10 protein-coding genes and 1 riboswitch are annotated in these 13,449 nt (G+C 35.3%); all 10 genes read right to left on the reverse strand.

The window, feature by feature from the left end:
* Positions 1–79: 79 nt before the first annotated feature.
* Positions 80–255: riboswitch (Lysine riboswitch) on the reverse strand.
* Positions 256–311: 56 nt separating this feature from the next.
* Positions 312–2,255 (reverse strand): threonine--tRNA ligase, encoded by a 1,944-nt coding sequence (thrS, locus tag ACFCT9_RS03900; protein WP_412521046.1) that lies wholly within the window; start codon positions 2,253–2,255, stop codon positions 312–314.
* A gap of 317 nt (positions 2,256–2,572) precedes the next feature.
* Positions 2,573–3,493, reverse strand: coding sequence for a primosomal protein DnaI (dnaI, locus tag ACFCT9_RS03905; RefSeq protein WP_412521047.1), 921 nt, complete (start codon positions 3,491–3,493; stop codon positions 2,573–2,575).
* Between the two features lies 1 nt (position 3,494).
* Entirely contained in the window at positions 3,495–4,928 is a 1,434-nt protein-coding gene (locus tag ACFCT9_RS03910) for a replication initiation and membrane attachment family protein (RefSeq protein ID WP_412521049.1), read from the reverse strand.
* On the reverse strand, positions 4,928–5,401 hold the full coding sequence (nrdR, locus tag ACFCT9_RS03915; RefSeq protein WP_412521051.1) for a transcriptional regulator NrdR: 474 nt from the start codon (positions 5,399–5,401) through the stop codon (positions 4,928–4,930). The genes ACFCT9_RS03910 and nrdR overlap by 1 nt, the downstream gene beginning before the upstream one ends.
* A gap of 143 nt (positions 5,402–5,544) precedes the next feature.
* Positions 5,545–6,567, reverse strand: a complete 1,023-nt coding sequence (locus ACFCT9_RS03920; RefSeq protein WP_412521053.1) for a glyceraldehyde-3-phosphate dehydrogenase — start codon at positions 6,565–6,567, stop codon at positions 5,545–5,547.
* A gap of 160 nt (positions 6,568–6,727) precedes the next feature.
* Entirely contained in the window at positions 6,728–7,342 is a 615-nt protein-coding gene (gene coaE / locus ACFCT9_RS03925) for a dephospho-CoA kinase (protein WP_412521055.1), read from the reverse strand.
* Positions 7,343–7,368: 26 nt separating this feature from the next.
* Positions 7,369–8,241, reverse strand: coding sequence for a bifunctional DNA-formamidopyrimidine glycosylase/DNA-(apurinic or apyrimidinic site) lyase (mutM, locus tag ACFCT9_RS03930; protein WP_412521056.1), 873 nt, complete (start codon positions 8,239–8,241; stop codon positions 7,369–7,371).
* A 15-nt stretch (positions 8,242–8,256) separates the two neighbouring features.
* Positions 8,257–10,887 (reverse strand): DNA polymerase I, encoded by a 2,631-nt coding sequence (gene polA / locus ACFCT9_RS03935; RefSeq protein ID WP_412521058.1) that lies wholly within the window; start codon positions 10,885–10,887, stop codon positions 8,257–8,259.
* 92 nt (positions 10,888–10,979) lie between these two features.
* Positions 10,980–12,698 (reverse strand): two-component system histidine kinase PnpS, encoded by a 1,719-nt coding sequence (pnpS, locus tag ACFCT9_RS03940; RefSeq protein WP_412521060.1) that lies wholly within the window; start codon positions 12,696–12,698, stop codon positions 10,980–10,982.
* Positions 12,695–13,411 carry a response regulator gene (locus ACFCT9_RS03945; protein WP_412521062.1) on the reverse strand — a complete coding sequence of 239 codons (717 nt, stop codon included), beginning with the start codon at positions 13,409–13,411 and terminating at the stop codon, positions 12,695–12,697. The genes pnpS and ACFCT9_RS03945 overlap by 4 nt, the downstream gene beginning before the upstream one ends.
* Positions 13,412–13,449: the final 38 nt, after the last annotated feature.

Here is a 13,449-nt window from a genome sequence, read left to right on the forward strand (position 1 = left end):
TCCTTTCTTTAGTATAGAGGCTTGCGTGAATACAAAAATGATGGCCGCTGAGATATGCGACCATCATTTGAAATTTATCATATACGGTAGCACATCACATTATGTGACAGTTCAGCTCCTATTCGGAAACTGACCCAAAATACAATAGTTATGGCTATTGTAAATTTCGGCATCTTTACCTTTAACTTATTCAACATACGCTCCAATAAAGCTTCTGATAAGCAACTCATCAAAGATGCAACCTCTAACACTTTTTTATATTTAATTAACTACATTGTAATATACCTTAATTCATGAATGATTTCAAGGTCTTAGTTTGAACGTTGCTTTTTCAGACGGATTTCATCAACTAAATTCCAAATGAATTCGTCTTTTTCAACTGTTTCTTGATCTTTTGAACCGTATTTACGCACGTTCACTTCATTATTTTCAATCTCTTTATCCCCGATTACAAGTTGGTAAGGGATTTTTTGCATTTGTGCTTCACGGATTTTATAACCCATTTTTTCATTACGATCATCAATTTCAACACGTACACCTTGTGATTTTAATTCATCATGAATTTGACGCGCATAATCGTAATGTAAATCAACATTAACTGGAATGATTGCAACTTGTTTTGGTGCTAACCATGTTGGGAAAGCCCCTTTTGTTTCTTCAGTTAAGAATGCAACGAAACGTTCCATAGTAGAGACAACACCACGGTGGATAACCACTGGACGATGTTCTTCACCATCTTGACCGATATAAGCAAGGTCGAAACGTTCTGGTAATAAGAAGTCAAGTTGAACTGTAGATAACGTTTCTTCTTTGCCCATGGCTGTTTTAACTTGAACATCGAGTTTTGGACCGTAGAATGCCGCTTCACCTAATGCTTCTTCATAAGGCAAGTTCATTTCATCTACCGCTTCTTTCAACATTGCTTCAGCTTTGTTCCACATTTCGTCATCGTCGAAGTATTTCTCTGTATCTTCTGGATCACGATAGCTTAAACGGAAGTTATAGTTTTCAAAACCGAAGTCTTTGTATACTTCTTGAACTAATTCTACAACGCGTTTGAATTCTTCTTTAATTTGGTCTGGACGTACGAAAATATGCGCATCGTTTAAAGTCATACCACGTACACGTTGTAAACCTGAAACTGCACCACTTGCTTCATAACGGTGCATCATACCTAATTCTGCAATACGAATCGGTAATTCTCTGTATGAATGTGGTTTATTTTTATAAATCATCATATGGTGTGGACAGTTCATTGGACGTAACACCATTTCTTCAGTTTCGTCTAATTTCATTGGCGGGAACATATCATCTTGATAGTGATCCCAGTGACCAGAAGTTTTGTATAAATCAACATTCGCCATAACTGGTGTATAAACGTGGTCATAACCTAAGCTAACTTCTTTATCTACAATATAGCGTTCGATTTCACGACGAATTGTCGCACCGTTTGGTAACCAAAGTGGTAAACCAGCACCTACTAATTGGCTGTTCATAAATAAATCTAATTCTTTACCAATTTTACGGTGGTCACGCTCTTTACGTTCTTCCAACATTTTTAAGTGTGCTTTTAATTCTTTTTTATCAAAGAACGCCGTACCGTAGATACGTTGCAACATTTTATTGTCACTGTCACCACGCCAGTACGCACCAGCTGTAGATAATAGTTTGAATTCTTTAATTTTTGAAGTAGATGGCACATGAACACCACGGCATAAGTCAGTAAATTCACCTTGTGTATAGAGTGTCACGTTTTCATCTTCTGGAATTGCATCAATTAATTCTTGTTTATACGGATCGTCTTTAAAGAAATCTTTCGCTTCATCGCGGCTGACTACTTTACGTTCGATTTTATGATTTTCATTTACAATTTGTTTCATTGTTTTTTCAATTTCAGGGAAATCATCTGATGAGATTTTAGCATCAGTATCGAAATCATAGTAGAAACCACCTTCGATGACAGGACCTACGCCAAATTTAACATCGCCATATAAACGTTTTAATGCTTGCGCCATTAAGTGTGCTGTAGAGTGACGTAATACTTCAAGTGCTTCTTCGCTGCCTGGTGTAATAATTTCAATTGCGCCATCTTCTTCAAGTGGGCGTGTTAAATCAACCATTTGTCCGTTAAATTTACCTGCGACCGCTTTTTTTCTTAACCCCGGACTGATGGATTGTGCGATTTCTTCAGTAGTAATGCCTTTGTCAAATTCAGAACTGTTGCCATCTGGAAATGTAATACTAATTTTGTCCATTCATAAACGCCTCCATTTATAATCTTCACGTAAAACAAAAAGAACCCCGCCCTATAAAGGGACGAGGTTCTCGTGATACCACCCTAGTTTAAGAAACAGAACATTCCCGTGAACTGCTTCTTATCTCTGCATAAGATAACGGTCTTGAGCCGGATACTCATTACGAATATCATATCTAAAAGGGAGTAACATGTGTGTCTGTTAACTGCATTCTCATCACCAGCAATTTTCTGTACAACAGATGAAATACATGTCATATCCTTTAATGTTTACGTTGATTTAGATTTAATTCCATTATAACTCATTTTCACAAAATATCAATCATCCCGATAATTTTCGCCAGTTAATTCATAAGGTTCTGCTAAAGATTTAATACGCTCCATAATTCTTGCTGCTTTCGTTTGTTCAGAGCCGTCTCTCGTCATCGCTAAATGATGTTCTAACGCTTTAAAATCAAAGTTAGAACTAAAGAATGTCGGCAACTCTTGAACCATTCTATAATGCAATAATGGTCCAATGACTTCATCTCTTACCCATGGTGTGACTTCTTCTGCGCCAATATCATCTAGCATTAAAATATTGGCTTCTCTGACAACTTGTAATTTACGTTCAAACGACCCATCTTTAAATCCATTTTTTAATGTACGGATAAACTCTGGTAAGTAAACAATGGTTGAAGGGATAAGTTTTGACTTCAATTGATTGGCAATGGCTCCTAAAATAAAGGATTTACCTGTACCAAATGAACCATATAAGTATAAACCTTTAACACTTTCTCCTCTTACAATCGCTTTGCATAATTCATCAGCTTTCATCGCAACATTCAATCGTTCACGATTATCCATATAGATATCAGCTAACTTCGCATCCAATGTATCTCGCTGCATATGATGCGACGTAATCAAATGTGCTTCACGCTGTTCTTGATCATGCTTAATTTTACATGGACAAGGAAGGTATTTGATTTTAATTCTATTATGTTCGATATAAAGTTCAGGCACATGCCCTTTCACAAAGTTAGGACAATCTTTAAATTCATGACCATCATAATGTTTTTGCTGATCTTTATATTCTTGTAAGATATTCAAATCTTCTTCAATCATCCGATTTGTCACTTCAGATTGATGTGCTTCTAAGAAGCGTTTAACATCCGGGTCATTCACGACATCTCTTTTGATTTTCTCAAATCGCTTCTGAAAATCTGGAGAAGTCTGCATGATATTGCTGAAACGTTTCATATTATTCATCCTCCTTCCATGTTTCTTTTAAGTGTTGTAAAAAGGCCGCACTGTCTTGTGCGAGTGATTGATCAGTTGAAGCAGATGACCGTTTGTCACCTTTTTTACGTCGTTTTTCATGTTCACGATTCAATAACCACTCAGGTGTAATTTCTTTGGATACTTGATTTCTTCTATTATTAAATCGTTTTGAGTCACCTGATGATGGATAACTTTTGTTTTGACGTTCTTGTTCAGCTTTTTTCAATTTCATCACATGGTGATACGCTTCTTCAGCTGATGAAATTTCTAATTTTTTCCAGTTTGATGCAATTTCCAATATATATGATTTCGTTAATTTCATATCATTTTTCAGCATCGCATATTGCAATAACATATTAATCACACCAAATGGCAATTGTTCACGCACAATCAAGTCTTCTATTAAATACTTTTGTTTAGGTGTTGGTTCTGCTTTTGCCCACCCTGTTAACATATCAATCGGACTCATGGTATCCATCAATTTGAACCATTGTTTAAATTCTTCATCAGTTTGAGGAATTGAAGTGATTTCAATTTGGCCTTCTTCATTAGTTGTATCTATATTCAATGGCTCAGTTTTCATTTCTAAAGGTGGCAATTGATTTTCGTGTTCTATCGCATAAAATGCACGTGCTTGTTTACGCAACTCTTCAAACGAGATCTTTTGTGCACTTGTTAATGATTTCAAAATTAAATTTTTCATACCTTCAGGTGTAATACCATAAAGAACAGCTAATTGTGTAATAAGATGTTTAGTGTCATCTTTTATAATTTCTGCACTGACAAAATGATTACTCAATAATTGATACAGTAATTCAAAGTCAAAATGTACACGCGCTATGTTCATACCCTCATAACTTTGACTTTCCGTAATTTGGTGTGACATATCTATATTATCTAATGCCTGATTCGGCACTTTAAATACATCCGTAAAGTTTCGCGTTACTTCATAATAATCCGATAAATCAATGGGTGTGCTTTCAAAATAACGGCGCAATTCATGGAATCGTTTACCTTCAACTTCTTTATAAAGATACACAGATAACATTGGATCATTGAAGAACGTTTTAGGAGAAGGCGGATCGACAAGTTGATATACAAATTGTGATTGATTTTCATCATGCTTCGCATACGTTTTAATCAATCCAATCGCCTCTAAACGATTCATTTCTTCTCTGAACTGACCTAAATTTAATTTTAATTCACTCATAATGACATAATGTGTATAATCTTTTTGTTGTTTGACTGAAACAAATTGAGAAAGATAGTGATAAACACCAATTGCTGTCGTACCGATTAGTGGTATAAATAAGCGATTCAATACTTCAAGTTGTGCTGCTGAAAGCTTTTGCGCTTGCAGTACTTTGAATGGATCTTGCGGACGTAATCCGAAGTCACTTTGACTTAGCTTCATCAAGATTCACTCCGTTTATTCTTTTCTTGTAAGATACCTTGCATAGATTCTAATAATTGATCTACATCTTTAAATTCTTTATAGACAGAAGCGAATCGAACATAAGATACTTGATCGACATGCATGAGTAAGTTCATCACATGTTCACCGATTTCTCTTGACGAAACTTCCGCTTGACCTTCATCTCTTAAACGCCATTCCACTTTATTAGTAATATCTTCGAGTTGTTGATAACCGACTGGTCTCTTTTCACACGAACGAACAAGCCCATTTAAGATTTTTTCACGTGAAAATTGTTCACGTGTCCCATCTTTTTTCACAACAATCAGCGGACTCATTTCAATATGCTCAAATGTGGTAAAACGCGTCCCGCAATTTTCACATTCACGGCGTCTACGAATGGCATTAGCTTCATCTGCATGTCTAGAATCTATTACACGCGAATGCGTAGAATTACATTTAGGGCATTTCATTCATTTTCACCTCTTTGATTAATTACGCCTATTATACTATAAAAGTGCAAGTCACAAAAGAAAGGAAACTAAGACAAGAAAAAGCCAGATAATCAGAGCCCTACTTCTGATTATCTGGCAAAAATTTATGACAGCAGTTTCAATTAAGCTGTTGCTGTTTCTTTTGTATTTAACAATTCACCAATTTGAACTGCAATATCAACAACGCGGTTTGAGTAACCCCATTCATTGTCGTACCATGCGATAACTTTAACTTTATTATCACCCATTACAATTGTTGACATCGCATCAACGATTGCTGAGTTAGCGTTTGTGTTAAAGTCCATTGATACAAGAGGTTCTTCTGAAACATCTAAGACACCTTCTAAATCAGCATCTTTAAATGCTTGGTTCACTTGTTCAGCTGTAACGTCTTCTTTTAAGTCTACAACTAAGTCTACTAATGAAACGTTTTTAGTTGGGACACGTAGTGCCATACCATGTAATTTACCTTCTAATTCAGGTAATACTTCTTTTAATGCTTTTGCTGCACCAGTTGAAGTTGGAATGATACTTTCGTTACATGAACGTGCACGGCGTAAATCTTTGTGTGGATTATCAATGTTATTTTGATCGTTTGTAATCGCATGTACAGTAGTCATTAAACCATTTTCGATTCCAAAGTTATCATTTAAGACTTTAGCTACTGGACCGATACAGTTTGTAGTACATGATGCATTACTGAAGATATCGAATTCTTCAATATCTAATGTGTCATCGTTAACGCCTTTAACTAGCATTTGTACGTGGCCGCCTTTTGAAGGACCTGTTAATAAAACTTTTTTAGCGCCAGCTTTAATATGTGCATCCGCTTTGTCACCGTGATTGAATTTTCCAGTCGCTTCTATGACAATATCAACATCTAATTCTTTCCAAGGTAAATTTTCTGGATTACGATCTGAAACTAATTTAATGTCATGACCATCAATACGAATACCGTTTTCTGTCGGTTCAACATCACCGTCATATTTACCATGTGTCGTATCGTATTTTACTAAATGTGCAATCGTTTCTGGTGGGTAACTCGCATTAATTGCTACTACATTTAAATCATCATTTTTAGAAGCAATGCGCAAAACCATGCGCCCAATACGTCCCATTCCATTAATTGCAATATTCGTTGTCATAAAAAGCACCCCTCGATTTTTATATGTGTTATACTTTATGGAATCAGTATAACATAATCGCGCCAGAATGAAAGCGTTTTAGCAAAATAATTAAAAAAATTACTTATCACTAATGATAAGCAATTTTTTATTTAGCATTTAGATTTAAATTACATTCATTTTAAACTCCCTCAGAGCTTTGAATATAACCTTCCTCCATCAACAATGCTTCAAGGTTTTGTTTAAGTTCTAACATTGTTCCTCTATTATCAATCACACGATCTGCCATTCGACGTTTCTTATCGATTGAAATCTGACTATAAACACGTGCTTTTGCTTCTTCTAGCGTTAAATCATTACGTTCCATTAATCGTTCTACTTGAATACTCTCAGAAGCATAGACTAACCATGTTTCATCTACAGTATCTTGAAGGTTATTTTCAAATAATAATGGAATATCCATAATCACATTAAATCCTTCATTTAAATAAGCTTCTTTTTGCTTTTCCATTAAAGTTCTCACGATAGGATGAATAATTTGGTTTAATTTTTCTCGCATTTTTTGATCGTTAAATACGATTTCACCGACGTATTTGCGATTCATTTCACCATTCTCATCTATCGCTTCATCGCCAAATACTTGGCGGACTTGTGCTAAACCTTCAGAACCTTTTTCTACCGCTTCTCTCGCTGCTACGTCTGCATCCACAATTTTAAAACCATGAATTGCAAGCAATTCAGATACAGTAGATTTTCCTGTTCCGATTCCGCCTGTTAAACCAATTACTTTTTGCATAATTTAATCTCCCTCGTTCAATATATTTATTTTTGACAATTTGGACAGAAGTGACTGTTTCTGCCGCCTATCACTTCTGTGTGAATTGGCCCGCCGCATACTGGACATGTTTTCTTTTTATAAACATTTAAATAATCTTGCATATGTCCAGTTTGACCATCTGCATGGCGATAATCAGAAATACTTGTGCCGCCTTGTTCAATACCAAGCGCAAGTACTTGAACCACTTCATCAAACACACGCTTTTGTTCGCGTTTCGTTAAGTCTTGTACTTTACGTTTGGGATGAATCCTCGCATTAAATAAAGCTTCACAAGCATAAATATTGCCACAACCTGCTATAACATGATGATCTAAGATCACTTGTTTAATCGGCTTATTCTGATATTTCGGCAATGCTAATTGTTTTTGATAGTGTGTATATGCATTATCATCAAATGGCTCTGGCGCCATCTTTTCAAATGTAGTATAAGCAGTGATATCATCTACATTTTTAATCTCGCCAAAGCGTCGAATATCAGAAAAAATTAATTGTTTGCCGTTGCCAAGTTTAAAATTGACGTGCCAATGTTTTTGATAATTCGGTACGTTAATATCCTTTAAATCATTAACGACAAAATAGCCGCCAGTCATACCTAAATGACTGACCAGCACTCTTTTATCTTCATCTTTTTCTAAATACAAAAGGATATACTTACTTCTGCGTTCCACACGTGTAATTTTATAGCCTTCTGTACGATTTTTAAACATAGATAAATCAATTTGTTTAATAATTGTGTCTCTGCCACTGGCTTTTCCATCAATGACTTTGTCTGAGAACAAGACATGTTCTATCGTTTGATTGAGCACAAAGGGCTCAATCCCTCTTTTAACATGTTCTACTTCTGGTAATTCAGGCAATTTTGGACCTTCTTTCTATTTTGCATCGTACCAAGTTGGACCATAATTAGTATCCACTTGTAAAGGTACGTTTAATTCAATGGCATTATCCATGATATCTTCAATAAATGCACTAAATGCCTCTACTTCCTCTTTTGGAAGTTCGAAAATCAGTTCATCGTGCACTTGCAGTAGTAAATGCGCATGGAAATCCGTTTCTTTAACCGCTTTGTCATAATTGACCATCGCTAATTTAATAATATCTGCAGCACTGCCTTGGATTGGTGTATTCATCGCCGTTCTTTCTGCGAAACTACGTTGGTTAAAGTTTCTACTTGTAATATCAGGTATATATCTGCGACGATGAAGCAACGTCTCTACATAGCCTTTTGCTTTCGCTTCTTTAACGATGTCGCTCATATATTGCTTAACACCTGGGAAGCTGTCTAAATAATCATCAATAAATTTTTTCGCTGCTTTTCTTGTAATCCCTAAACTTTGACTTAAACCATAGTCACTGATGCCATATACAATACCAAAGTTGACCGCTTTCGCTTGTCGACGCATCAAACTATCTACTTCATCCGCTTCTACATCAAATACTTTCATCGCCGTTGCTGTATGAATATCATGCCCTTCTCTGAAGGCTTTCATCATACTTTCATCTTGTGTAATATGTGCTAACACACGTAATTCAATTTGAGAATAGTCCGCTGATAAAATCACATTGTTCGCTTCAGCAGGTTTAAATGCTTTTCTGATGCGACGCCCTTCTTCTAAACGTACAGGAATATTCTGCAAGTTAGGATCAACAGATGATAGACGACCTGTTTGCGCAAGTGTTTGGTTAAAGTGTGTATGAATACGGTTATCCTCTTGAATTACTTTTTGTAATCCTTCTACATACGTAGATTGTAATTTCGATAACTGGCGATATTCTAAAATATCTTCAATAATAGGATGTTCACCTTGTAGTTGTTCTAAAACATCTACTGCAGTCGAATAGCCTGTTTTTGTTTTCTTAATCACAGGTAATTTGAGGTTTTCAAATAAAACTACACCCAGTTGTTTTGGGGAATTAATATTGAATTCTTCTCCCGCTGCTTCATGGATTCGTGCAATTAAAGTATCTAACTTACTTTGAATTTCTCTTTCCATTTCTTTAAGTGCTTCCATATCAGTATAGATACCCATTTCTTCCATTTGACCTAAAATACGAGCAAGCGGCAACTCTAGATCATTGAATAAATCTAATTGATTATATTCCTTCAAAGCATCAATCATCACTGGTGTACTCGCATCAATCGCATCTAAAATTGATGCTATATAAGGATTTAAGACGTTATCTTCAGGAATCTGTCTCTTTTTACCTTTGCCGAAGACATGTACCGCTTCAGATACATAATGTTGGCCATAATCCACGACAACTGAATGGACATCATCAATAGAACGAGATGGATTTAAAATATAGCTTGCTAACATAATATCAAACGTAATGTTTTTAATATCAATGTCTAAACGATGTGCTTCCGCGTACGTTTTCTTCGCATCATAAACATATTTCTCAGTTTGTTCATCTTCTAACCATTGAATGAGCTCAGAATTATTTTGAATTTCATCTGCATTTATCACTACGAAATGGTCTTCTGCTTTAAAGCCGAATTTCAAAATATCTGCAGTTAAATAGTCGCCTTCATCCACTTCAAAATGTATTGCTGCCTGTTTTAATTGATTGAAATCGATTTGACTGAAATCTGTTTCAATGTCATATGTTTTCTCTGATGTTGTTTCCACATCTGCATCAACATCGATTTGATTTAACATTTGTTTGAAGTCTAGTTCCTTGAACAATTCAATCTTTTGAGATTGATCCACATCTTCAGGCAGCTTTGTTTCTTCAAGTGTTACTTCGATAGGACTTTCTCGATTAATCGTCGCAAGTTGTTTACTCATCAATGCATCATCATGACCATTTTCAAGTTTTTCTTTTAATTTTTTACCTGAGACTTCATCTAAATGTTGATATAAGTTTTCAACAGTTTCAAATTGATTTAATAATTTGATTGCTGTCTTTTCACCAACGCCGGCAATACCAGGAATATTATCTGAGCTGTCTCCCATTAAGCCTTTCATGTCAATAATTTGTGAAGGTGTTAAACCGTTATACTTCTCCGCAATAAAATCAGGCGTATAGTGATCAACGTCTGTAACACCTTTCTTCGTATAATATATTGTGACATGTTCTGAAGCCAATTGGGTTAAATCGCGGTCACCTGTGACAATAATTGTTTCAAAACCTGCTTTATCTGCCGCTTTGCTTAATGTACCGATAATATCATCCGCTTCATAATTTTCTAATTCATAATGCTTAATATGATAAGCATCTAATAATTGTCGGATTAACGGAAATTGTTCGCTTAATTCTGGTGGCGTCTTTTGTCTGCCGCCTTTATAATCTTTGAATGTTTGATGTCTGAATGTTGTTTTCCCAGCATCAAATGCGACTAAGAAATGCGTCGGCTGCTCTTCTTTAATAATTTTTTCTAATAACATCGCAAATCCATAAGTGGCATTTGTATGAATGCCTGCACGATTCGTTAGTAGAGGCAATGCATAAAATGCTCGGAAACTTAAACTATTCCCATCAATTAACACTAATTTTTCCAAACTATAACCTCCAGAATTGATTTGTTTCTATTTTATCATATGTCACATACCCTCTCATAAAAATAGCGCCGGAATTCCTTCCAGCGCTTAAATTATGATAATTTAATTGATTTTGTTTTATTGTCGAAAAAGATCACTTTAAAAGTGGTACCGACACCCACTTGACTGTCGATTTGAATACGTCCGTGGTAAGCTTCAACAATGTGTTTTGTGATAGATAAACCTAGACCTGTGCCGCCTGAATCACGGCTTCTGGCTTTATCGACACGGTAAAAGCGCTCAAAGATATGTTTTTGATCTTCAGGAGCAATACCAATCCCAAAGTCTTCAACTTCTAACACACATTTTTCTCCCTCTTTATAAACACGTACATAAACTTTACTGTCTTGAGGAGAGTAATTAATCGCGTTGCTGACGATATTAACGACAACCTGCGCAATTTTTGAGGTTTGCGCATCAATAATCACATAATCTTCGATATCGGTTTCTAAAGAAATATTTTTCTTTTTACCATTTGTATATAACGTTTTTACAGTATTTCTTGTCACTTCAGATAAATCAACAGGTTCGATTTCAACTTCTTTTTGTTGCTCAATATGCGATAAGTCTAATAAATCTTCAACTAATGATTCAATACGATTGGACTCTTTCAAGATAATATTCAAGAATTCGTCCAATGTTGTTTCGTCATTTTTTGCCCCATCTATTAAAGTTTCCGCAAAGCCTTTGATTGAAGTGATTGGTGTTTTCAATTCATGAGAAACATTTGCGACGAATTCACGTCTTAAATTCTCTAACTTTTTCAAGCTAGTAATGTCATGCAGTACTACAACCATACCTTGCATACGTTTCTTCTTACGAGAAAGTATTGGTACACAAACCGTATCAAAGTAACGTTCATGCACATTGTTCAAGTAAACTTTAACCTGTTCGTTCATCGTTTTCTCAGTTTTAAAGGCATCTATAATTAAGGTATTGAGTTTGCCTTTAATGACACGATTATAATTTTGATTCACGACATTGGTTTCAGGATTGAACATTTCGTAATAAGCTGTATTCGCAATGACTATCTTACCGTATTTATCAATCATTAAGACAGAACTTGGAATATTCTCTAGTGTCGTTTTCAAACGATTCGATTGAATTTTTTGTTCGTTATACATTTTTTGTAAACGACGTGCCAATTCATTCGTTGTGACGAATAAATCTCTCGTTTCTTTGACATTACTTTCAGGTACTCTGATGTGATAATGCCCTTGTGCCAAGAGTTTCGTCGCGTATGTCACATCATTGATAGGTCTGATATACGTACGGTTAATGTTTCTAACGATTAAAAAGACTAAAGCGATTATGAATAATCCAATAATCGTAATATATTTCCAAGCTTCAAATTGAAGTTGTATGATTTCATTATCGTACCCAGTAATAATAATGAAATGATCATTGCTTATAAATTTGTAAGTATATCTTTGATGATCTTTATGCGTATCATAAAGTAGATTTGATGGATTTCCGACGACATTGATGTTTGGATTTGCGGGTACTTTGTGATCTGATTTAAATAATGTTTTACCTCCATCATTACTATGTATGGAAATTGTAAAATTATTTAAGTGTGCGTATTCTTTTAGAGACGCTTCATGATGTGCTTTGTATGTCTCATTAATACGCTCTGCATCATGCCTTAGATTCTCCGCATCTCTTGATGAGATTGTGGTATATATCGCATGATTGATCAATAAACCTAGCGCAACGAGACAAGAGATAATTAAAACGGCTAACGTCAGCAGTAATCTTGTGTAGAACTTCAATTTGCAGATTTAGGTCTTTCTAGTTTATAGCCTAATCCACGAACCGTTTTAATTAGTTTCGGCTGCTTAGGGTTCTCCTCTAATTTATCTCTTAAATGACTGATATGCACATCCACAATTCTAGAATCACCTGTAAACTCATAATTCCAAACAGAGTTCAACATATGTTCACGTGTAATCACACGGCCTTGGCGTTCAATTAAATAAAGAAGCAACTCAAATTCTTTAGGGGTTAATTCTAACAGTTCATTATTTTTATAGACTTCAAAGTACTCAGGTCTAATTTTAATAGAACCGATAACCACATCTTCACTGTCTGTTTCTTCTTCTTTTTGACTTTGGACTTGTTTAGATCTACGTAGAATCGCTTTAACGCGTGCAACAACTTCTCTCGGAGAGAATGGTTTCGTCATATAATCATCTGCACCTAATTCTAAGCCTAATACGCGATCAAACTCATCATCTTTGGCAGTCAACATTAAAATAGGAACAAGATTTCGATCTGAACGAATCGTTTTACAAACTTCAATACCATCCAACTTTGGCAGCATTACATCTAATACCACTAAATCTGGTTGTACGGCATTCAATTTTTGAAGTGCTTCTTCACCATCATAAGCAACTTCTACTAAATAACCCGCTGTTTCTAAATTATACTTCAGCAAAGTTACAATTGATTGTTCATCATCGACTACTAAAATTTTTTGTGACATCGTGTTACCCCCTGTGTATTTTTCATCTTAATTATAAC

Source organism: Staphylococcus simulans (assembly GCF_047037175.1).
Taxonomy (GTDB): Bacteria; Bacillota; Bacilli; order Staphylococcales; family Staphylococcaceae; genus Staphylococcus; species Staphylococcus simulans_C.

What these genes read in the sequence shown, in the direction of transcription:
- ACFCT9_RS03920 (WP_412521053.1), bottom strand. Translation starts at nt 6,567, where the DNA reads ATGACAACGAATATTGCAATTAATGGAATGGGACGTATTGGGCGCATG.
- nrdR (WP_412521051.1), bottom strand. Translation starts at nt 5,401, where the DNA reads ATGAAATGCCCTAAATGTAATTCTACGCATTCGCGTGTAATAGATTCT.
- ACFCT9_RS03910 (WP_412521049.1), bottom strand. Translation starts at nt 4,928, where the DNA reads ATGAAGCTAAGTCAAAGTGACTTCGGATTACGTCCGCAAGATCCATTC.
- thrS (WP_412521046.1), bottom strand. Translation starts at nt 2,255, where the DNA reads ATGGACAAAATTAGTATTACATTTCCAGATGGCAACAGTTCTGAATTT.
- coaE (WP_412521055.1), bottom strand. Translation starts at nt 7,342, where the DNA reads ATGCAAAAAGTAATTGGTTTAACAGGCGGAATCGGAACAGGAAAATCT.
- ACFCT9_RS03945 (WP_412521062.1), bottom strand. Translation starts at nt 13,411, where the DNA reads ATGTCACAAAAAATTTTAGTAGTCGATGATGAACAATCAATTGTAACT.
- dnaI (WP_412521047.1), bottom strand. Translation starts at nt 3,493, where the DNA reads ATGAAACGTTTCAGCAATATCATGCAGACTTCTCCAGATTTTCAGAAG.